This window comes from Pseudomonas sp. JS425, from assembly GCF_018223845.1.
In the GTDB taxonomy this organism is placed as follows: Bacteria; Pseudomonadota; Gammaproteobacteria; order Pseudomonadales; family Pseudomonadaceae; genus Aquipseudomonas; species Aquipseudomonas asiatica.
In genome coordinates this window covers 5,599,398-5,621,522 of sequence record NZ_CP073661.1, presented here as the reverse complement: position 1 = coordinate 5,621,522, position 22,125 = coordinate 5,599,398, and the positions used below count along the sequence as shown (strand labels likewise).

The following is a 22,125-nucleotide window of genomic DNA, read 5'->3' as shown; positions in this document are numbered from 1 at the left end:
GTCGCAAGGCAATTCGAGGGTGTCGGGTACGGTGGCTGCGCTGGGATCAGTGCTGCCCGCTGCTGTGCGCGATACCGGCTTTACTGACGGCTCGCCTGCTGGCAAGCCGCCCGGACCAGAGGGGAAATGGCGTAATGGCAACGGTAGACCGCTGGCTGCTGCCAGATGGCATCGAGGAAGTACTGCCACCTGAGGCCGCGCGCATCGAGATCGCGCGCCGCCAGGTGTTGGACCTGTTCCAGAGTTGGGGCTACGAGCTGGTCGTCACCCCGCATATCGAGTACCTGGAGTCGCTGCTCACCGGCGCCGGCCAGGACCTGGATCAGCGCACCTTCAAGGTAGTAGACCCGCAGTCCGGTCGCCTGATGGGCTTCCGCGCCGACTTCACCCCGCAGGTGGCGCGCATTGACGCCCACACCCTGCGCCGTGAAGGCCCGAGCCGCCTGTGCTATGCCGGCAGCGTGCTGCACGCCCAGCCGCGTGCCCTGTCCACCTCGCGCAGCCCGATCCAGCTGGGTGCCGAGCTGTACGGTGATGCCAGCCCCACCAGCGATGTCGAAGTCATCAGCCTGATGCTCGCCACGCTGCAGCTGACCGATGTGCCGGATGTGCACATGGACCTGGGCCACGTCGGTATCTACCGCGGCCTGGCCCGTGCTGCCGGCCTGTCCGGCGCGGTCGAGCAGCAGCTGTTCGACGCCCTGCAGCGCAAGGCCGTGGATGAGGTTCAGGTGCTGACCGCCGACCTGCCGAAGGACCTGGGCAACATGCTGCGCGCGCTGGTGGAACTGTGCGGTGGCCGCGAAGTGCTGGCCGAAGCTCGCGTGCGCCTGGGCCGTGCCCCGGCCAGCGTGCTGGCGGCGCTGGACGACCTGCTGGCGATCGCCGATCGCCTGGCGTCACGCTTCCCGGACCTGCCGCTGTACTTCGACCTCGGCGAGCTGCGCGGTTACCACTATCACACAGGCGTGGTGTTCGCCGTGTTCGTGCCGGGCGAAGGCCAATCGATCGCCCAGGGCGGGCGCTATGACGACATCGGCGCCGATTTCGGCCGGGCCCGCCCGGCCACCGGTTTCTCCACGGATTTGAAGACCCTGGTCACACTGGGGCGAGCGGAGGTCGTATTGCCAACTGGCGGCATCTGGATGCCGGACAGTGGCGACGCGGCCCTCTGGCAGCAAGTCTGCCAGTTGCGCAACGAGGGCCAGCGTGTGGTCCAGGCCCTGCCTGGCCAGCCGTTGAGTGCTGCTCTCGAGGCGGATTGTGATCGGCAATTGATTCAGCAAGACGGGCGCTGGCAGGTTCTGCCGCTGGCCCAGTGAGTTTCTGCGCCGGCAGTAGGCCGGCAACCAAGTTTGCGTGAATGAGGACCAATGTAATGGGTAAGAATGTCGTCGTCCTGGGCACCCAGTGGGGTGATGAGGGCAAAGGCAAGATCGTCGATCTGCTGACCGAACATGCTGCCGCCGTAGTGCGCTACCAGGGTGGCCACAACGCGGGTCACACCCTGGTGATCAACGGTGAAAAGACCGTTCTGCACCTGATTCCGTCCGGCATCCTGCGTGAAGGCGTACAGTGCCTGATCGGCAACGGCGTGGTCGTTGCCCCAGATGCCCTGATGCGTGAAATCACCAAGCTGGAAGAGAAGGGCGTACCGGTGCGCGAGCGCCTGCGCATCAGCCCGGCTGCGCCGCTGATCCTGTCGTACCACGTTGCCCTGGACCAGGCCCGCGAAAAAGCCCGTGGCGAAGCCAAGATCGGCACCACCGGCCGTGGTATCGGCCCAGCCTACGAAGACAAGGTCGCACGCCGCGGCCTGCGCGTGGGCGACCTGTTCCACCGCGAGCGTTTCGCCGCCAAGCTGGGTGAGCTGCTGGACTACCACAACTTCCAGCTGGTGAACTACTACAAAGAGCCGGCCATCGACTTCCAGCAGACCCTGGACGAATGCATGGCCTACGCCGAACAGCTCAAGCCGATGATGCTCGACGTCACCGCCGAGCTGCACAACCTGCGTCGCGCCGGCAAGGACATCATGTTCGAAGGCGCCCAGGGCTCGCTGCTGGACATCGACCACGGTACCTACCCGTACGTCACCAGCTCCAACACCACCGCTGGCGGTATCTCCACTGGTTCTGGCGTTGGCCCGATGTACCTGGACTACATCCTGGGTATCACCAAGGCCTACACCACTCGCGTAGGTTCCGGTCCGTTCCCGACCGAACTGTTCGACGAGACTGGCGCTACCCTGGCCAAGCGTGGCCATGAGTTCGGCTCCACCACCGGCCGTGCGCGCCGTTGCGGCTGGTTCGATGCCGTGATCCTGCGTCGCGCCATCGACGTCAACAGCATCTCGGGCATCTGCCTGACCAAGCTGGACGTACTGGATGGCCTGGAAACCATCAACATCTGCGTTGGCTACAAGAACGAGAACGGTGCCGTCATCGACGCGCCTTCCGATGCCGACAGCTACATCGGCCTGGAGCCGGTGTACGAAGAGATGCCAGGCTGGAGCGAGTCGACCCTGGGCGTGAAAACCCTGGAAGAACTGCCAGCCAACGCTCGCGCCTACATCAAGCGCATCGAAGAGCTGATCGGCGCGCCGATCGACATCATCTCCACCGGCCCGGACCGCAACGAGACCATCGTTCTGCGTCATCCGTTCGCCTGATCTGCCTTCCAGGCTGATCTGACGCCGTGGCCCTGAAAGGGGCTGCGGCGTTTTCATTTGTGGGGTCTGCCTGTCCCGGCCCTTTCGCGGGTAAACCCGCTCCCACAGGTCCTGCACAGCCCTCAGGACCTGCGCGGTCCATGTGGGAGCGGGTTCACCCGCGAAGAGGCCCGTGCGGGCAACCTCATTGCTAGACCTTGGCACATTTCCCTGCTGCCGCCGGCACAACCCTTGCTGTAAGAAGTTTCTGAAGATGCCATCAAAATAGTGGCGCCAGAAAACACGAGGGTTACACCGTGTCTGCCATCCTCTCACTGTTACGAAGCCGCCTTTTGCGGCCTGTGTTTGTTGCCCTTGGTATCGCTCTTTTGGTGCAGGTGCTGGTCGCCGTTGCGCTTACCCGAAGCACGGTCACCGCCCTGGAAGCCGACCTGGGTGAACGCCTGGGCAATGACAGCCGCCAACTCGCCAGTGAGTTGGAGCAAGCCGGGCAAGATGTGCGCTCAGGCCTCGACGGCCTCTCCAGCAGCACCCGCCAGCGCCTGAGTGCAGGTTTGTCGGCACGCCTGCAAAGCGAGCAGCAGCAGCTGCGCAGCACGCTGGAGAAGAACCTCAAGGACTCCGCCAACGATATGGCCGAGCTGCTGGCGTCGGTCGCACCGCGGGCGATATGGGACAACGACGTGCCGGTGCTCTCCGACTTCGCGCGCCGCGCCCAGCGCAACCCCAACGTGCTGTTTGTGGTTTACGACGACGCTCAGGGCCAGCACCTTACCCGCTACCTGAACCGGCAGAACCCGATCAACCAGGCGTTGATGGAAAAAGGTCAGGGCGAGCGTGCGCTGGACAAGGTGATCGACGCGGCACGGCGGGACCCGGCGGTGTACTTCGTCGAGGCCTCGATCAGCCCCAATGGTGCGGAAATCGGCAAGGTGGTGATGGGTGTTTCCACGGCTGGCATCGACCAGGAGCTCAAGGCGCTCGACCAGCGCTTCGCCGCCCTTATCACCAGTGGCGAGCAACTGGTCGGTGACAGCCTGGTCGGTGCTGCGGCCGAGAGTGGCAACACCCTGCGCGAGCGTTTGGAAAAGGCCCAGGGCAGCGCCGCCGCGATGCAGGCCAATACAGCGCAGACGGTTCGCGATGCGGCTGCAGAGCTGCGTTGGCGCATCGGCCTGGGGCTGGTGCTGGTCGGCCTAGGGGTGCTGCTGGTGGTAGCCGTGGTGCTTGGCCGGCGGGTGTTGAGCAAGCTGCGCCTGCTGATCGCTGCACTCGACGATCTCGCTGCCGGTGAAGGCGACCTGACCAAGCGCGTGCTGCTCGACAGCCGCGATGAAATCGGCGACATGGCCTCGGCGGTGAACCGCTTTGTCGACAAGCTGCAGCCCATCTTGCGCGAGGCCGGCGAGGTGGCGCAGCGTACCGGCGTTGAGATTGGCGCAATGGCCCAGCGCAATGCCGGCGCCGATGCTGCCGCTGCGCTGCAACGCGATGAAGTGGCGGCCAGCCTGCGCGACCTGTCAAGCATGGCCGACGAGGCCCAGGCTGAAAGCCACGCGATGCAGGCAGCCCTGCAGCAGGTGGTGGATATCCGCCAGGCAACTGACGAGAACAGCCGCACATCAACCCAGCTAGCCGGTTTGATCGAGAACCTGGCCGGGCAGGTGGAGGCCGGCTCCCAGGTGATCGAGCGCCTGGCCAAGCAGAGCGAGCAGATCGAAGTGGTGCTGACGGTTATCCACGGCATCGCCGAACAGACCAACCTGCTGGCCTTGAACGCGGCCATCGAAGCCGCCCGTGCTGGCGAAACCGGGCGCGGGTTTGCCGTGGTGGCCGATGAGGTGCGGGCGCTGGCGAGCAAGACGCAAAGTTCCACGGGAGATATCCAGGCGCATATCGCCGCGCTGCAAAAGGGCGCCAAGGAAGCTGTGGCAACTATCAGCCAGGCCGGGCTCAAGGCTAGCGAAGGGTTGCTGGTGCTGCGTGACAACGAGCGTCGCCAGCAGTCGGTGCAGGCGGCGGTGGAGCAGGTGCATGCAGCCATCGGCCTGGCCACCCGCGCGGCCGAGCAGCAGGCGAATGGGGCGCAAGCTGTGCGTGGGCGGGTGGAGACTATCCATGCTCAGGCTGAGCGCTCGGCTGAAGTGGTGATGCAGACCACGGCCAGTAGCAAGGTGCTGGATGATCTGGCGGCTCAGTTGCGCGCCAGCCTGGGCCAGTTCAGAGCTTGATCATGTAGATGCGCTTTTGTGTAGGTGCCTTTTGAGAAAGCTTCTGGGCTGGGAGGTGTTGGCCGCAGTATTTTCAGCGCCTATGAGATCGAGCGCCGCGCGGGCGGCGCTCGATTTGCGCACCACCTCAGAACCCACGACAAGCACCTGGTAGCCCTCACCCCAAAATCTAAAAGTCTACGCTCAGATCACTGTGGGAGCGGGCTCACCCGCGAACACGGGCGAAGCCCGTGCCAGCCCCGCGGTTTCTACTTCGCGGCCAAGCCTGCTTCCACACCGATCAAGCTGACTTCATCGGTAAATTTGTAGGCAATTTCCCAAATTAACCTTGTTTGTCCGCATTCTATTGTCGCGCCAGGCATGGGGAGCTAGTGTCAATCGCACCTGAAGGCACGCAATGCAATCCGCCATTCGCCTTCGGGAACAACCTCAAGGCGGCGATGTCCGAACACCGTCGTTATCAGCCCAATTTTTACCAAGGAGAGGTAAGCATGGCTTTCGATGCTTATATTCAAATCGCGGAAATCACTGGCGAAGCACTGGACGAGCAGTACGCCAACTGGATCGAAATCATCGGCTACAAGTTCGGTGCCAACCAGAGCACTTCTGCCACCGCAAGCTCTGCAGGTGGCGCATCTTCCGGGCGTACCACGCTCACCAACTTCACCTTCACCAAGTACCTGGACAGCGCCAGCTGCAAGCTGCTCGAAGCCAGCTGTGCCGGCCAGCACCTGAAGGAAGTGAAGCTGGTGGTGTGCCGGGCCGGTACCGAAAAGCTCAAGTACTACGAAGTCGTTCTCGAAGAAGTGATCATCGCCGACTACGCCCAAAGCGCCAATGCTGGCGTGCCGGTGGAAGTAGTGCAGCTCAACTATGGCCGCATCAAGACCACCTACACGCGGCAGAAGCGCCTCGACGGCAGTGCCGGCGGCAATGTGACCGGCGGCTGGGATCGCATCAGCAACAAGAAATATGCGTGAGGTGCGACTATGTCCGAGGCACGTAGCTTCATCAATCCCCAGGCACAATCCTATGAGTCGTTGAAGGCCGGCACGCCGATGTCGGCCAATCAGCGGGCCAAGTTTGATGTGTTGAATGCGCATATCGTCAATAGCGTGGTTGTCGGAGGGGAGCTGGTGATTGTTGGAGATCCCAGTACACCATCGTGTACGAGCCATGAAGCATATTTGATGGCAGAGGCGGCGGGGATACACCATCAGCTTGAGATCAATGGCGCTGGGGTGGATGACTTCTTTCTGGATAACTATGAGATGTTGAAAGGCTTGCTCTCTCATACCTCCATGGGGGCAGGCGTTGTGAGCGATGGTTGGAGCAGATACCTCGATGCGATCAAGAGGACGTTGGAAGAAATCGAGATATTACATCGGGAGTATTTGAAAAACGGCACGCTAAAAGCGCGTGACGAATTTTATGCCAAGAGAATGGCATTGTTTATGAAGTTGGAAGGGCAGTTGAACAACATGGCTGCGTATGGTTCGGGCCTGCAAAATAAGGGATCGGTGAAAAGAGCGCTCGAGATATCTACCAAGAGCTACCTACATACAGGTGAGATTGCTGGATATGCCGAAAAGATTGCTGGCGTCTCGAAAGCGGCAAGTCTGATAAAGAAGGGCACTTATATCGGCTTGGGGCTCGACGTGGCTTCAACAGGGCTGAGTATCCATCATGCATGTACCTTTGGACGCTCTGAAGATTGCAGAAAGGCCAAGTATGTGGAAGGAGTCTCTCTGGTCGGCAGTACGGGGGGCTCGATCGCGGGCGGGTCGATTGGTGGATTTCTAGGGGGAACTGGATGCGTACTTTTCCTCGGAGTGACGACAGGCGGTCCGGGGGCCCTCGCGTGTACTGTCATTGGAGGCGCCGTGGGTGGTGCTGCAGGCGGTTCGGTCGTAGGTGATATCGGTGAGATGTTTGGTGAGTTGTTATATGAGGTGACGCAATGATTGGCTTCGACGCCAGGTGGTTAGGTCTTCCTTTAATGATGGCTATGTTCATGGTCATATTTATATGGGTTTATATTTCAGTTCGCTATGTGAGTTACATAGAGTCGTTGCTTTCTAATAGTTCAATGGTTTCTGGTAATAAAAAGATTTTTGGTCAGGCGGGTTTGCTGGGTAAAGTGATGCGTACCGGCTCCGCATCCGTAATGTTGTCGATGAGGGCGATTTGCATTCGTAAAGGCCTTTTGGATCTTCAGGATGTAAAGAAATTTCCTGGTGGTTTGCGCCGTATGCTTGTGGGCTTGTGGTTTGTTCATGTCGCTATTTTTTTGTCGCTCATAGGTCTTTGGAGTTGGTTGAAATTGGAAGGCTATTAATTTGGGGTGTGGGTAGGCGAGTTTGCGCCGATCGCCGGCAGCACGGTGCCGGCGGCGGTGGAGCAAGTGCAATCTTCAGGCGCAATCGTATGAGTCGCTGAAGGCCGGCACGCCGATATCGTCCAATCAGCGGGCCAAGTTTGATGTGTTGAATGCGCATATTGCCAATAGCGTCGTTTTCCCTGGCGAACTCGTGATCGTGGGTGAACCAAGCACCCCCTCCTCCTGCACTAGTCATGAAGCTTTTCTCATGGGTAAGGCGGCTGGGATACACCTTGATATCGAGTTGAACGGAGGGGGAATCGATGGATTCTTCCTAGAGAACTATGATCTGTTGCAGAGCTTGTTGACCCGTGCGTCTATAGGTGCAGGTGCAGCCAGTGATGCCTGGAACAAGCATCTTGAGGCTATCAAGAAAACGCTAGAGGAGATTGATCAACTGCATCACAGCAGGTGCAGGGGCTGTCGCTTGCGTGGTGCTCGGCGGGGTGGCTGGAGGTAGTGTAGGTGGGGCGTTAGGAGAAATGGGTGGCGAGTTTCTTGGAGAAGTTTTATATGAGGTGCTGTAATGACCAATGTGCAGGTCGCGGTGCTCGGAGTGTGTTTGTTTGCATCACCATTTTTAATGTTTGGAACGTGGATTGTAATTGCATACCGCTTCCTTGATAAGGTCGAGGCAAGCTTCTCAAATAGTCCCATGGTTGTGGGAAACAAAGCAATGTATGCCCGTGCTGGTATGCTTGGGCAGATTATGCGTTTGGGGTCAGTTTCCGCGATGCTATCAATGAAGGGTTTTTGCATTCGCAAAGGTATGTTGGACAGTGAAGATGTTCGCAATGCCCCTCAAAGCCTTAAAAAACTACTGGTTTGGTTATGGCATGCTCACGTGCTGCTTTTTGTCTTGCTGGCTATGTTCTGTGTTTGGATAAGGTTTCTGAGATGACGGGTGTATATTAATGAAATCGGGTTGGTCACCAGTCTGGACCCGTTCTCCGCCTTATTCAAATACATCCGTATAGTCAGCAAATACACCGCTAACCCGATGCCACGATCAACAACGCCGCATAAGGCTCCGCCGCCGCGAAACAGCAGTTGCTTAGCGGGGTGGCGTTGAGCGCACGTTATCGCGGGCAGTATTTACAAGCATAGACGCCAGGGGGCATAACAGACATGCTGGAGAACGAAACCTTCAATCGACTCGGAACCAATCATAAAATATCGGCGTGCATCTACAATCTGATCCTCGGCGCAGTACTGCTGTGGGGCTTCTTCGTCAACTGGTATCTGGTAATCACGGTGCCGCCCGATATTGTTCGGTCCATCCCCATGATGCTGTTCCTGGTTGGCTACTTGATCACCGCGCTAGCGGGTGTCGCGATCATCTTCAAATCTGAAAAGCCGTTGTACAGTTTCCTCGGCTACAACCTGATCGTGATTCCGGTCGGGTTGCTGCTTGTCATCGTCCTCCCAAAGTACTCACATGAAAACATCGTGAATGCCTTGCAGGCGACCGTCTTGCTAACCGTTACCATGATGTTGCTGGGGTCTGTATTCCCCCGCTTCTTCAAGCGCATCAAGGCGTCATTATGCATAGCTTTGATAGCTGTGATCTTCGTTGAATTGGCGCAGGTTTGGTTATTCGGTATCCATCTCGGGGTAATGGATTGGATCACTGCACTGATCTTCTGTGGCTATATCGGGGTTGATTGGGGGCGTGCGAACCAGATTGAGCGTACCGTGGATAATGCAATAGACAGCGCTGCATCGCTGTATCTAGACATTATCAATCTGTTTCTGCGGGTCTTGCGGATCATGTCCAAGAAGTGAGTTGCCCAGGTGGCTTAATGCCCAGGCCGCATGGCGGCCTGGGCAAGCTTTCAAGCCTTGTTCAAATACATCCGCGTAGTCAGCAGATAAACCGGCAACCCCGAAACCACAATCAACAATGCCGCATAAGGCGCCGCCGCCGCGAACTCGACGTTGGCCGTATGCGCCCATACCTCGGTGGCCAGGGTGGTCATGCCGGTCGGGCTGAGCAGCAAGGTAGCTGTCAGTTCCTTCATGGCATCCAGGAACACCAGGGCAAAAGCTGCCGCCATGGCCGGGAAGATGATCGGCAGGGTCACCCGGCAGAACGCGGCAAAGCTGCTTGCGCCCAAGGTCCGTGCCGCTTCCTCCAGGGTAGGTGAAGCCTTGTTCAGTGCGGTGCGCACCGGCGACTGCGCCAGCGGCAGGAACAGCAGCGCATAGGCCAGCAGCAACAGTGCCGTGGTCTGGTACAGCGCCGGCACGTAATGCAGGGCGAAGAACACCAGGGTCAGGGCAATCACCAGGCCGGGCAGGGCGTGCAACAGGTATGGCAGGCGCTCGGCCCAAATTGCCAGGCGGCCCTTGTAGCGCACCACCAGGAAGCTGATTGGCAGGGCCAGTAGCACGCAGAAGCCGGCGCCGCCCAGCGACACCGACAACGAGGTGAACAGCGCCTTGGAAATGGCTGCCACTGGGAATGCCGCCGATGAACCCACGCTCAACCAGTAGCCGAGCATGGCCAGCGGAATTCCGCTGCCCAACACCGCCAGGCCCACGCAGAACAGTTGCGCCAGCACTGCCCAGCCACGCAGCCGCACCGGTTGTGCTCGCCGCGCCACACCCTGGCCGATGCGCACGTGACGGGCCTTGCCACGTACCCGCAGTTCAAGCCACAGCATCACCAGGCACATCGCCAACAGTACGGCGGACAGCATGGCCGCGTTGGCATTGCTGAACTCCAGTTCGAACTGCTGGTAAATCGCCGTGGTGAAGGTTTGCAAGCCGAGGATCGACAAGGCGCCGAACTCCACCAGCATGTGCAGGGCGATCAGCAGCGCGCCGCCCAGCATCGATGGCCACAGCAGCGGCAGGGTGACCTTGATGAATACGCCCCAGCGGCTGCAGCCCAGCGTACGTGCCGATTCCTCCAGCGAGGTATCGAGGTTGCGCAGGGTCGCGGCCACCGGCAGGAACACCAGTGGGTACTTGGACAGGGCCATGACCATGATCGCCCCGCCCAGCCCTTCGAAGTCCGAGCTCAGCGACACCCAGGTGAAGCTGCTGACGAACGACGGCACGGCGAACGGCAGGCACAGCACCACGCCCCACAACCGGCGGCCGGCCAGGTTGCTGCGCTCCAGCAGCCAGGCCAGGGCCAGGCCGACCACCATGCAGGTCAGCGTCACCCCGACCATCAGCATCAGGGTGTTGCGCATCAGCCCCCAGACAAACGGCCGCCACAGCAGATGCAAGGCTTCGCGCCAGCCGGCCTCCCAGGCTTTCATGGCAACGTACAGCAAAGGCAGCAAGCTCATCGCTACCAGGAACAGCACAGGCAGCACCACCCAGACAGAGGGGCGCTTGCGGCGCGGTACGAAGCGAACCGGCACCGGTTCGGACAGGGCGGCAGTCATCAGAGCAGGCCGACCTCGCGCTCAAGCTCGATCGCTTCCTCGGCATTGCCCAGGTCGGCTGGTGAGATCTTCGGTGGGCGCAGGTCTTCGAACGGCTTCAGGCCGCGGTCGGAGACCATGCCTTTGTGCAGCGGGTACTCGGCGGTGGTCTGGGTGATCACGCGCTGGCCTTCTTCGCTGGCCATCCAGTTGAGCAGGGCCTGGGCTTCTTTCGGGTGCTTGCTGGCCTTGACCACGGCTGCGCCGGAAATGGTGACCAGGTTGCCGGCATCGCCATCGGCCAGGTAGTAGAGCTTGGTGTCCAGCTTGCCGCGCTCGCGCTCCAGCGCATACCAGTAGTAGTTGTTCACCAGTACCGCAGCCACTTCGCCTTTTTCCACGGCTTTGAGGGCGACCATGTTGTTGGTGTAGGTCTTGCCGAATGCCTTCAGGCCGGTCAGCCATTCTTCGGTGGCTTCTCGCCCGTGCATCTTCAGGATAGCCACGGCCTGTTCCTGGAAGGCGCCGCTGGTGGGTACATAGCCGACACGGCCTTCCCACTCGGGGTTGGCAAAGTCCATCACTGTGGTCGGCAGGTCTTTCTCGTTGACCTTCTTCGGGTTGAAGACGACGATGCGCGTACGGGCGGTAATGCCCATCCAGGTGCCGTTGGCGCCAACGTACTCCTTGGGCATCATGTTCGCGGTGGCGTCATCGATCTTCGCCAGCAGGCCCAGTTCGCCCAGGTTGTTCAGGGGAGGGGACTCTTCGGTGTAGATGATGTCGGCCGGCGAGCGTTCGCCTTCCTCGATGATCTGGCTGGCCAGCTGGTTGCTGCTGCCCTTGCGGATATCGATGTGGATGCCGGTCTTGGCCTCGTAGGCCTTGGCGATGGCCTCGCCGATTTCCTTGTGCTGACCGTTGTACATGGTCAGGGTGACCGGTGCGTCTGCCATGGCGGCCGGAGCGCCGATGGCCAGGCTCAGCACGGCGGCGGCCAAGGTACGCATCAGCGGTTGCGGGCGGATCGTCATGCGGGTACTTCCTCGCTTACGGCTACATATTTGGAAACAATGGTAAACGAAATCGTTTCTCAAGTGGCCGGGTGACGAGAAATTCATGGTCAGACCATGGTGCAAGAGTCTGAAGGTGTCAGGTATTTCACTAGCCGGAAGGCCTGTGATGATTCTGTGGGAGCGGGCGCGCCCGCGAAGAGGCCGGCACAGGTTTGTACCTATGACCGAAAAGAGGAGGGATACAAAAATCGCAGGCAAGAAAAAACCCACTAGCAAGCTAGTGGGTTTTTGTATGGTGCCCAGGAGAAGACTCGAACTTCCACGACCGTTAAGTCACTGATACCTGAAACCAGCGCGTCTACCAATTCCGCCACCTGGGCAAAGCTTTACATCATCTGGAGAAGGCGACTATCGTTCGCTTTCACACAGTAGTAACAGATCCTTGGTCATCTGTTACTTGAAAATATTTGGTGCCCAGGAGAAGACTCGAACTTCCACGGCCGTTAAGCCACTGATACCTGAAACCAGCGCGTCTACCAATTCCGCCACCTGGGCACACATTCGAGATTACTTGATGCTTTACAGCGCCGCTCATCTCTACTACAACTTCGGGGTTGTCCGTCGTTGTGGTGCGCACTATACGGACGGTCCGGGGGGCTGTAAACCCCCCAAGCAAAAAAAATTTCAAAAAATTCAACTTGTTGATTCCGCAGGCCTATTCGTCCTCGCCAGACACGCCGGTGGGGCTGTCCAAGGCTGACATTTCCGGTTTCAATACGCCTATGCCAGAATTCCTATCTATATACCCCAAGGTGAACCCCTTCTGATGGCCGATTGGCAATCCCTCGATCCCGAGGCCGCTCGCGAAGCGGAAAAATACGACAACCCTATTCCCAGCCGTGAGCTGATCCTGCAGCGCCTCGCCGACCGTGGCGAACCGGCCGCACGCGAGGAGCTGGCGGCCGAGTTCGGTCTGTACGACGAAGATCAGATCGAAGCCCTGCGCCGCCGCCTGCGTGCAATGGAGCGCGATGGCCAGCTTATCTATACCCGGCGCGGCACTTATGCCCCGGTAGACAAGCTGGACCTGATCTGCGGCCGCGTCTCCGGTCACCGCGACGGCTTCGGCTTCCTTATTCCGGACGACGGCAGCGAAGATCTGTTCCTCAGCCCGTCGCAAATGCGCCTGGTGTTCGACGGTGACCGCGGCCTGGCCCGCGTCTCTGGCGTCGACCGCCGTGGCCGCCGTGAAGGCGTGCTGGTCGAAATCATCTCCCGCGCCCACGAAAGCGTGGTCGGCCGTTACTTCGAAGAAGGCGGTATCGGCTACGTGACCCCGGACAACCCGAAGATCCAGCAGGAAGTGCTGGTCACTGCCGGGCGCAACGGCGGTGCCAAGATCGGCCAGTTCGTCGAGATCAAGATCACCCACTGGCCGACCCCGCGCTTCCAGCCGCAAGGCGATGTGGTCGAGGTCATCGGCAACTACATGGCGCCGGGCATGGAAATCGACGTTGCCCTGCGCAGCTACGATATCCCGCACGTCTGGCCCAAAGACGTGATCAAGGAAGCGCGCAAGTTCCGCTCCGAAGTCGAAGAGAAGGACAAGGAGAAGCGCGTCGACCTGCGCCACCTGCCGTTCGTCACCATCGACGGCGAGGACGCCCGCGACTTCGACGATGCCGTCTATTGCGAGCCGCTGGGCAAGCTGCGCCTGTTCTCCGGTGGCTGGCGCCTGTATGTGGCCATTGCCGACGTGTCCAGCTATGTGCGCCTGGGTTCGGCCCTGGACGTCGAGGCCCAGCAGCGCGGCAACTCGGTGTACTTCCCCGAGCGCGTGGTACCGATGCTCCCCGAAGAGCTGTCCAACGGCCTGTGCTCGCTGAACCCGCATGTCGATCGCCTGGCGATGGTCTGCGAAATGACCATGAACAAAGCCGGCCAGATGGTCGACTACCAGTTCTACGAAGGCGTCATCCACTCCCACGCCCGCCTCACCTACAACAAGGTCAGCAGCATGCTCGAGCACTCCCGCACCCGTGAGGGCAAGGCGCTGCGCGAGGAGTACAAGGCAGTCGTGCCGGACCTGAAGAACCTGTACAACCTGTACAAGGTGCTGGTGGAGGCCCGTCACACCCGTGGCGCGATCGACTTCGAGACCCAGGAAACCCGCATCATCTTCGGTGACGAGCGCAAGATCGCGGAAATCCGCCCGACCGTGCGCAACGACGCCCACAAGCTGATCGAAGAATGCATGCTGGCGGCCAACGTGGCCACCGCCGAATTCCTGCAGAAGCATGGCGTGCCGGCCCTGTACCGCGTGCACGACGGCCCGCCGCCGGAGCGTCTGGAAAAGCTGCGCGCCTTCCTGGGCGAACTGGGCCTGACCCTGCACAAGGGCAAGGACCCGTCGCCGAAGGATTACCAGGCACTGCTGGCGAGCATCGCCGGGCGCCCGGACTTCCACCTGATCCAGACCGTGATGCTGCGTTCGTTGAGCCAGGCGGTGTACAGCACCGACAACAACGGCCACTTCGGCCTGAACTACGAGGCGTACACCCACTTCACCTCGCCGATCCGTCGCTACCCTGACCTGCTGGTGCACCGCGCCATCCGCAGCATCATCCGTTCCAGGGTCGAAACCCCGCACGTCAAGCGTGCCGGCGCCATGAGCATCCCCAAGGCGCGCATCTACCCGTACGACGAGAACACCCTCGAGCAGCTCGGCGAGCAGTGCTCGATGACCGAACGCCGGGCCGATGAAGCCACCCGTGACGTGGTCAACTGGCTCAAGTGCGAGTTCATGAAGGACCGCGTGGGCGAGACCTTCCCGGGTGTGATCACCGCGGTGACTGGTTTCGGCCTGTTCGTCGAGCTGACCGATATCTATGTGGAAGGCCTGGTGCACGTCAGTGCGCTGCCGGGCGACTACTACCACTTCGACCCGGTGCACCACCGCCTGTCTGGCGAGCGTACCGGTCGCAGCTTCCGCCTGGGCGACACGATCGAGGTCAAGGTCATGCGCGTCGACCTGGACGAACGCAAGATCGACTTCGAAGTGTCGGAAAAGACCCTCGCCGCCCCGATCGGCCGCAAGCAGCGTGGTGCCGCACCGGCTGCCGGCCAGGCCGAGCAGGCCCCGGTCGAGGCCAAGGCCACGCCGAAGCCGCGCAGCCGCAAGAGCGAGACCGCCGAGGCGTACTTCCCGAAAGACGCTGTGCAGCGTAACGCCGAAGTGCGCAAGAGCCGCGAAATGAAGAAGGCGCTGATGAGCGAGGCGCGCAGTGGCGGCCATGCCAGCAGCAAGTCGGAAAAGGGTGGCAAGGCCTCCGGCAAGCCGACCAAGCACCGTAAAGGCCCGTCGAAGTCCGGCGCGCCACGCAAGAGCAAGAGCAAGTCATGAGTCAGCTGGAAAAGATCTACGGCGTGCACGCCGTGCAGGCATTGCTGCAGCACCACCCGAAGCGGGTCAAGCAGATCTGGCTGTCGGAAGGGCGCAGCGAGCCGCGCCTGCAGGCGCTGCTGGCGTTGGCCGCGGAAAATCGCGTGGCGGTCGGCCAGGCCGAACGTCGTGAGATGGACGCCTGGGTAGAAGGCGTGCACCAGGGTGTGGTCGCCGAGGTGAGCCCGAGCCAGGTCTGGGGCGAATTGATGCTCGAGGAATTGCTCGAACGCACCGAAACACCACCGCTGATCCTTGTGCTGGACGGTGTGACCGACCCGCACAACCTTGGCGCCTGCCTGCGTACCGCCGATGCCGCCGGCGCCACGGCAGTGGTGGTGCCCAAGGACAAGTCCGCAACCCTGACGCCGGTCGTGCGCAAGGTGGCCTGCGGCGCGGCGGAGGTGATCCCGCTGGTGGCGGTGACCAACCTGGCGCGTACCCTGGAAAAACTGCAGCAGCGTGGCCTGTGGGTGGTAGGTACCGCCGGCGAGGCCGAGCAGGAGATCTACCAGCAGGACCTGACCGGGCCGTTGGTGATGATCATGGGCGCGGAAGGCAAGGGCATGCGCCGGTTGACCCGCGAGCATTGCGATTTCCTGGTTAAGTTGCCGATGGGCGGTAGTGTCAGCAGCCTGAACGTGTCGGTGGCGACTGGCGTGTGCCTGTTCGAGGCTGTGCGTCAGCGTCAGGCCAAGCGCTGATCTTCGGCCTGTACCGGCCTCTTCGCGGGTAAACCCGCTCCCACAGGGATCGCACAAGGCCTAAGCCCTGTGGGGTATCTGTGGGAGCGGGTTTACCCGCGAAAGGGCCGGCAGTCTGTAATGTGTTTCAGGCTGTTCAAATATTCACCAATCACCTTGCTTGTACGCCTCGCCTTCTCTACAATTGCGCCCCTTGCCGAGCTGGCAGGCGCGCATGTGCCTCCCCTCCGTGCAAGACATACAGTGTCATTCACTCCTTGTCTGACCAGATTCGCTGGCAGACTACTAACCCGTAAGGAGCATTCATGCGTCATTACGAAATCATCTTCCTGGTTCACCCGGACCAGAGCGAGCAAGTCGGCGGCATGGTTGAGCGTTACACCAAGCTGATCGAAGAAGATGGTGGCAAGATCCACCGCCTGGAAGACTGGGGCCGTCGTCAACTGGCCTACGCAATCAACAATGTTCACAAGGCTCACTACGTGATGCTGAACGTTGAGTGCACCGGCAAGGCCCTGGCCGAGCTGGAAGACAACTTCCGCTACAACGATGCCGTTATCCGTAACCTGGTCATCCGTCGTGACGAAGCCGTTACCGGTCAGTCCGAGATGCTGAAGGCTGAAGAAAACCGCAGCGAGCGCCGTGAGCGTCGTGAGCGTCCTGAGCATGCTGAATCCGCCGACGGCGACGACAGCAATGACAGCGACTCCAGCGATAACGCTGACGAGTAATCCACGGACCTTTAGAGGAGCCTATTAAATGGCACGTTTCTTCCGTCGTCGTAAATTCTGCCGCTTCACTGCTGAAGACGTGAAAGAGATCGACTTCAAAGATCTCAACACCCTGAAAGCTTACGTATCCGAAACCGGCAAGATCGTTCCAAGCCGTATCACCGGTACCAAAGCTCGTTATCAGCGTCAGCTGGCTACCGCTATCAAGCGCGCCCGCTTCCTGGCCCTGCTGCCCTACACCGACAGCCACGGCCGCTGAGACCGGGTCGTCGACAAGCAGTAAGGGATTAGCATGCGAGCGTTAGCAAGTTTCATCATGCGCGGTCGTGTGCAGGCCACCCTGGTGGTGGTCATCAGCGCGGTACTGCCGCTGCTGTTCTGGTTGAGTGCCGCTGCCGGCAGCCTTGTGCTGCTGCGGCGTGGGTTCAAGGATGCTACAACGGTCATCGCCGGCGGCCTGCTGGCCGGGCTGGCCGTGTGGGTCATGGGCGATCCCATCACCTTTCTGGTGATCGCGGGTGCCCTGGGCTTGGCTGCGCTATTGCGCGCCGAGCATCCCTGGAGCCGGGTGTTGCTGGTCAGTGCCGTGTTCGCCGTGGCTTTCAGCCTCGTGCTCGATCTGGCGCTGGCGCAAACCTTCGATGTACTGGCCAAGGCCTTTGCCGAAGCCATGCCGAAAATCGAGGGGCAGCCGGTGCTCTCCGGTGAGCTGATCCGCCCTGTGCTGGTCGCTTCCACAGCAGTGACGGTGCAATTGTTCAGTGTGCTGGCCCTGGTGCTGGCGCGCTACTGGCAGGCAGCGTTGTACAACCCTGGAGGCTTCGGTCGCGAGTTTCGCGCCCTGAAGTTGCCGAAACAGACCATGGCGGTCTTGGTGGCAGTGATGGTGGTGGCCCCGTTCATCGGGCCGCAGTTCATCGTCCTGGCATCGGCCTCGAGCCTGGTACTGGTACTGGCCGGCATCGCCTTGATGCATGGGCTGGTGGCACAGGGTCGACTGGCCGGGTTCTGGCTGGTGGGCATGTACGTGACGCTGCCGCTGATCATGCAGCTGATTTATCCGTTGCTGGTGGTTCTGGCCATTGTCGACAGCCTGATTGATTTTCGCGGTCGCAAGTCCCCCAAGGGGAATGACTCCGCGAACGGTGAAGGTTAAAAGTTAAGAGGTTTTACCAAATGGAACTGATCCTGCTGGAAAAAGTCGCTAACCTGGGCAACCTGGGCGACAAAGTAAAAGTTAAGGCTGGTTACGGCCGTAACTTCCTGCTGCCATTCGGCAAGGCCACCGTTGCCAACGCCGCCAACCTGGCTGCGTTCGAAGAGCGTCGCGCCGAGCTGGAAAAAGCAGCTGCTGACAAGAAAGCTTCGGCTGAAAGCCGCGCTGCCCAACTGGCCGAGCTGGAAGTGACCATCACTGCCACCGCTGGCGATGAAGGCAAGCTGTTCGGTTCGATCGGCACCCACGACATCGCTGACGCCCTGACCGCCTCTGGCGTTGAAGTGGCCAAGGCTGAAGTTCGTCTGCCGAACGGCACCATCCGTCAGGTTGGCGAATACGACGTAGCCGTGCACCTGCACAGCGACGTTGAAGCCACCGTACGCGTGGTCGTCGTAGCTGCCTAAGCTGCGCTGACTGTCTGGCTCCTTGTGGGGCAGGCGGTTAACATCGGGCACGGTCCTGTTTTCGACAGGCCGTGCCCTTTGTCTTTTTCATCCTCCAGAATTCTTTCGTGGCCATGAACGAGATCACCACTTCCGAACAGCTTGACCTGCAAACCGCAGCCCTGAAGGTGCCGCCGCATTCCATCGAGGCCGAACAGGCCGTGCTCGGTGGCCTGATGCTGGACAACAACGCCTGGGAGCGGGTGCTGGACCAGGTATCGGATGGCGACTTCTACCGGCATGACCACCGCCTGATCTTCCGTGCCGTGCACAAGTTGGCCGACGCCAACCAGCCATTCGACGTGGTGACCCTGCACGAGCAGTTGGACAAGGAAGGCCTTTCTTCGCAAGTCGGTGGGTTGGCTTACCTGGCCGAGCTGGCCAAGAACACCCCGTCGGTAGCCAACATCAAGGCCTATGCCGCGATCATTCGCGAGCGCGCCACCCTGCGCCAGCTGATCAGCATCAGTACCGATATCGCCGACAACGCGTTCAACCCGCAAGGGCGCAACGCCGAAGAGATTCTCGACGACGCCGAGCGGCAGATCTTCCAGATCGCCGAGGCCCGCCCGAAAACCGGCGGCCCGGTGGGGGTCAACGAACTGTTGACCATGGCCATCGACCGCATCGACACGCTGTTCAACTCCGACAGTGACATCACCGGCGTATCCACCGGCTTCACCGACCTCGACGAGAAGACCAGCGGCCTGCAGCCAGCCGACCTGATCATCGTCGCCGGCCGACCGTCGATGGGTAAGACCACTTTCGCCATGAACCTGGTGGAAAACGCCGTACTGCGTACCGACAAGGCGGTACTGGTGTTCTCCCTCGAGATGCCAGGTGAATCGCTGATCATGCGTATGCTCTCGTCCCTGGGCCGTATCGACCAGACCAAGGTGCGTTCCGGCCAGCTGGACGACGACGACTGGCCGCGCCTGACCTCGGCGGTGAACCTGCTCAACGACCGCAAGCTGTTCATCGACGATACCGCCGGCATCAGCCCCTCGGAAATGCGCGCCCGTACCCGCCGCCTGGCTCGTGAGCACGGCGAAATCGCCATGATCATGGTCGACTACCTGCAGCTGATGCAGATCCCGGGTTCGGCCGGCGACAACCGGACCAACGAAATTTCCGAGATCTCCCGCTCGCTCAAGGCCCTGGCCAAGGAATTCAACTGCCCGGTCATCGCCCTGTCGCAGCTGAACCGCTCTCTGGAACAGCGCCCGAACAAACGCCCGGTGAACTCCGACTTGCGTGAATCCGGTGCGATCGAGCAGGACGCCGACGTGATCATGTTCGTGTACCGCGACGAGGTGTACCACCCCGAGACTGAGCACAAGGGCGTGGCGGAAATCATCATCGGTAAACAGCGTAACGGCCCGATCGGCTTCGTGCGCCTGGCGTTCATCGGCAAGTACACCCGCTTCGAGAACCTTGCACCGGGCATGTACAACTTCGACGACGACGAATAAGCCACCGGCCTCATCGCCGGCAAGCCATGAATCCGACAACCATCGTCGGATTTGGTCAAAATTTGTGCTATCCTCCGCGCCCGCGATTTCCCTGCACACCAGAACCGGTCACTGACATGCAAGCAGCCAAACCACTCTACGACTATCCCAAGTACTGGGCCGAATGCTTCGGGCCAGCACCTTTCCTGCCGATGAGCAGGGAGGAGATGGATCTGCTCGGCTGGGATTCCTGCGACATCATCATCGTGACCGGTGATGCCTACGTCGACCACCCGTCGTTCGGCATGGCCATCATCGGCCGCCTGCTGGAGGCACAGGGCTTCCGCGTAGGCATCATCGCCCAGCCGAACTGGCAGTCGAAAGACGACTTCATGAAGCTCGGCGAGCCGAACCTGTTCTTCGGTGTGGCCGCGGGCAACATGGACTCGATGATCAACCGCTACACCGCGGACAAGAAGATCCGTTCTGACGACGCCTACACCCCTGGTGGCCTGGCCGGCAAGCGTCCGGACCGTGCCAGCCTGGTGTACAGCCAGCGTTGCAAGGAAGCCTACAAGCACGTGCCGATCGTACTGGGCGGCATCGAGGCTTCGCTGCGCCGCATCGCCCACTACGACTACTGGCAGGACAAGGTCCGTCACTCGATCCTGATCGACGCCAGCGCCGACATCCTGCTGTTCGGCAACGCCGAGCGCGCGGTGGTCGAGGTGGCCCAGCGCCTGTCCAACGGCGAGAAGATCGAGACCATCACCGATGTGCGCGGCACTGCTTTCGTGCGTCGTGACACGCCTCAGGGCTGGTACGAGATCGATTCGACCCGCATCGACCGCCCGGGTCGCGTCGACAAGATCATCAACCCGTACGTGAATACCCAGGACACCCAGGCCTGTGCCATCGAGCAGGCCAAGGGCGACCAGGAGGACCCGAACGAAGCCAAGGTCGTGCAGATTCTCGACAGCCCGAGCATGACCCGGGAAAAGTCGGTGATCCGCCTGCCGTCGTTCGAGAAGGTGCGTAACGACCCGGTACTCTATGCCCATGCCAACCGGGTGCTGCACCTGGAGACCAACCCGGGCAACGCCCGCGCCCTGGTGCAGAAGCATGGCGAAGTGGATGTGTGGTTCAACCCGCCACCCATCCCCATGAGCACCGAGGAAATGGACTACGTGTTCGGCATGCCCTATGCCCGTGTGCCGCACCCGGCCTACGGCAAGGAGCGCATCCCGGCCTACGAGATGATCCGCTTCTCGGTGAACATCATGCGTGGCTGCTTCGGTGGCTGCACCTTCTGCTCGATCACCGAGCACGAAGGCCGCATCATCCAGAACCGCTCGCACGAGTCGATCCTGCACGAAATCGAAGAGATGCGTGACAAGGTGCCGGGCTTCACCGGCGTGGTCTCCGACCTTGGCGGCCCGACTGCCAACATGTACCGCATCGCCTGCAAGAGCCATGACATCGAGAAGCACTGCCGCAAGCCGTCGTGCGTATTCCCGGGCATCTGCGAAAACCTCAACACCGACCACAGCTCGCTGATCGAGCTGTACCGCAAGGCTCGTGCCCTGCCGGGTGTGAAGAAGATCCTGATTGCCTCTGGCCTGCGTTATGACCTGGCGGTGGAGTCGCCGGAGTACGTCAAGGAGCTGGTCACCCACCATGTCGGCGGTTACCTGAAGATTGCCCCGGAGCACACCGAGCGTGGCCCGTTGGACAAGATGATGAAGCCGGGCATCGGCACCTATGACCGCTTCAAGCGCATGTTCGAGAAGTTCTCGAAAGAGGCGGGCAAGGAGCAGTATCTGATCCCGTACTTCATCGCCGCGCACCCGGGCACCACCGACGAAGACATGATGAACCTGGCCCTGTGGCTGAAGGGCAACGGCTTCCGTGCCGACCAGGTGCAGGCGTTTTACCCGTCGCCGATGGCTTCGGCCACGGCCATGTACCACTCGGGCAAGAACCCGCTGCGCAAGGTGACCTACAAGAGCGAAGGTGTGGAGATCGTCAAGAGCGAGGAGCAGCGTCGTCTGCACAAGGCGTTCTTGCGTTACCACGATCCGAAGGGCTGGCCGATGCTGCGTGAGGCGCTGCAGCGCATGGGCCGTGCCGACCTGATCGGGCCGGGCAAGCACCAGCTGATCCCGCTGCACCAGCCGCAGACCGATACCTACCAGAGTGCTCGCCGCAAGAACTCGACCCCGGCGGGTAGCCACAAGGTGGGCAAGGAGCAGAAGGTCCTTACCCAGCACACCGGCCTGCCGCCGCGTGGCAGTGATGGCAGCAAACCGTGGGACAAGCGTGAAAAAGCCAAGGCCGAAGCGTTTGCGCGTAACCAGCAGGCGGCCAAGGAGCGCAAGGAAGCGGCCAAGGGTGGCAAAGGCAACAAGAAGCCGCGCCAGCCGGTCATTCCGCGCTAACTGATCCATATCGGGACCG

At 60.8% G+C, this 22,125-nt stretch carries 18 protein-coding genes, 2 tRNA genes and 1 pseudogene; 17 read left to right on the top strand and 4 right to left on the bottom strand.

From position 1 onward, the window contains the following. Positions 1-134: 134 nt before the first annotated feature. From KDB76_RS25885 to KDB76_RS25850, 9 genes and pseudogenes are all read left to right on the top strand, one after another. On the top strand, positions 135-1,322 hold the full coding sequence (locus KDB76_RS25885) for an ATP phosphoribosyltransferase regulatory subunit (RefSeq protein WP_013974431.1): 1,188 nt from the start codon (positions 135-137) through the stop codon (positions 1,320-1,322). Positions 1,323-1,378: 56 nt separating this feature from the next. Then, positions 1,379-2,671 carry an adenylosuccinate synthase gene (locus tag KDB76_RS25880; RefSeq protein WP_013974430.1) on the top strand — a complete coding sequence of 431 codons (1,293 nt, stop codon included), beginning with the start codon at positions 1,379-1,381 and terminating at the stop codon, positions 2,669-2,671. Positions 2,672-2,967: 296 nt separating this feature from the next. Then, positions 2,968-4,902: a methyl-accepting chemotaxis protein gene (locus KDB76_RS25875; RefSeq protein WP_038410171.1), complete on the top strand. Its 1,935-nt coding sequence runs from the start codon at positions 2,968-2,970 to the stop codon at positions 4,900-4,902. A gap of 491 nt (positions 4,903-5,393) precedes the next feature. Then, complete coding sequence (locus KDB76_RS25870; RefSeq protein ID WP_031324578.1) at positions 5,394-5,882, top strand: type VI secretion system tube protein Hcp; 489 nt, start codon at positions 5,394-5,396, stop codon at positions 5,880-5,882. 9 nt (positions 5,883-5,891) lie between these two features. Further along, entirely contained in the window at positions 5,892-6,866 is a 975-nt protein-coding gene (locus KDB76_RS25865) for a hypothetical protein (RefSeq protein WP_013974427.1), read from the top strand. Beyond that, a complete protein-coding gene (locus KDB76_RS25860) occupies positions 6,863-7,240 on the top strand; it encodes a hypothetical protein (RefSeq protein ID WP_015271999.1) in 378 nt (125 codons plus the stop codon). The genes KDB76_RS25865 and KDB76_RS25860 overlap by 4 nt, the downstream gene beginning before the upstream one ends. 22 nt (positions 7,241-7,262) lie before the next feature. Then, a pseudogene (locus KDB76_RS29975) lies at positions 7,263-7,685 on the top strand (hypothetical protein); the annotation flags it as partial. 123 nt (positions 7,686-7,808) lie between these two features. Beyond that, positions 7,809-8,183, top strand: a complete 375-nt coding sequence (locus tag KDB76_RS25855; protein WP_013974425.1) for a hypothetical protein — start codon at positions 7,809-7,811, stop codon at positions 8,181-8,183. 227 nt (positions 8,184-8,410) lie between these two features. Next, positions 8,411-9,067 carry a Bax inhibitor-1 family protein gene (locus KDB76_RS25850; protein ID WP_013974424.1) on the top strand — a complete coding sequence of 219 codons (657 nt, stop codon included), beginning with the start codon at positions 8,411-8,413 and terminating at the stop codon, positions 9,065-9,067. Between the two features lie 50 nt (positions 9,068-9,117). Here the strand turns inward: KDB76_RS25850 and KDB76_RS25845 are convergent, their stop codons facing one another. From KDB76_RS25845 to KDB76_RS25830, 4 genes are all read right to left on the bottom strand, one after another. Next, positions 9,118-10,683, bottom strand: coding sequence for an iron ABC transporter permease (locus tag KDB76_RS25845; RefSeq protein WP_013974423.1), 1,566 nt, complete (start codon positions 10,681-10,683; stop codon positions 9,118-9,120). Then, entirely contained in the window at positions 10,683-11,696 is a 1,014-nt protein-coding gene (locus KDB76_RS25840; RefSeq protein ID WP_038410170.1) for an extracellular solute-binding protein, read from the bottom strand. Before KDB76_RS25840 ends, KDB76_RS25845 begins: the two co-directional genes overlap by 1 nt. A 275-nt stretch (positions 11,697-11,971) precedes the next feature. Beyond that, positions 11,972-12,058 (bottom strand) — tRNA-Leu (locus KDB76_RS25835). 88 nt (positions 12,059-12,146) lie between these two features. Continuing rightward, positions 12,147-12,233, bottom strand: a tRNA-Leu gene (locus tag KDB76_RS25830). 271 nt (positions 12,234-12,504) lie between these two features. On the opposite strand from KDB76_RS25830, the gene rnr reads away from it, so the two are divergent. The 8 genes from rnr (at position 12,505) to KDB76_RS25790 (ending at position 22,106) form a co-directional block, all read left to right on the top strand. Then, positions 12,505-15,081, top strand: coding sequence for a ribonuclease R (rnr, locus tag KDB76_RS25825; protein ID WP_013974421.1), 2,577 nt, complete (start codon positions 12,505-12,507; stop codon positions 15,079-15,081). After that, entirely contained in the window at positions 15,078-15,824 is a 747-nt protein-coding gene (gene rlmB, locus KDB76_RS25820; RefSeq protein WP_003259007.1) for a 23S rRNA (guanosine(2251)-2'-O)-methyltransferase RlmB, read from the top strand. Before rnr ends, rlmB begins: the two co-directional genes overlap by 4 nt. Positions 15,825-16,129: 305 nt before the next feature. Next, positions 16,130-16,555: a 30S ribosomal protein S6 gene (gene rpsF / locus KDB76_RS25815; RefSeq protein WP_013974420.1), complete on the top strand. Its 426-nt coding sequence runs from the start codon at positions 16,130-16,132 to the stop codon at positions 16,553-16,555. Between the two features lie 28 nt (positions 16,556-16,583). Continuing rightward, positions 16,584-16,814: a 30S ribosomal protein S18 gene (rpsR, locus tag KDB76_RS25810; protein WP_003249563.1), complete on the top strand. Its 231-nt coding sequence runs from the start codon at positions 16,584-16,586 to the stop codon at positions 16,812-16,814. Between the two features lie 33 nt (positions 16,815-16,847). Beyond that, positions 16,848-17,711 (top strand): hypothetical protein, encoded by an 864-nt coding sequence (locus KDB76_RS25805; protein WP_003259010.1) that lies wholly within the window; start codon positions 16,848-16,850, stop codon positions 17,709-17,711. Between the two features lie 20 nt (positions 17,712-17,731). Then, positions 17,732-18,178, top strand: coding sequence for a 50S ribosomal protein L9 (gene rplI / locus KDB76_RS25800; protein WP_003249568.1), 447 nt, complete (start codon positions 17,732-17,734; stop codon positions 18,176-18,178). 113 nt (positions 18,179-18,291) lie between these two features. After that, a complete protein-coding gene (gene dnaB / locus KDB76_RS25795) occupies positions 18,292-19,689 on the top strand; it encodes a replicative DNA helicase (protein ID WP_015271992.1) in 1,398 nt (465 codons plus the stop codon). 116 nt (positions 19,690-19,805) lie between these two features. After that, positions 19,806-22,106: a YgiQ family radical SAM protein gene (locus KDB76_RS25790; protein ID WP_013974417.1), complete on the top strand. Its 2,301-nt coding sequence runs from the start codon at positions 19,806-19,808 to the stop codon at positions 22,104-22,106. The last annotated feature ends 19 nt before the right edge of the window (positions 22,107-22,125 follow it).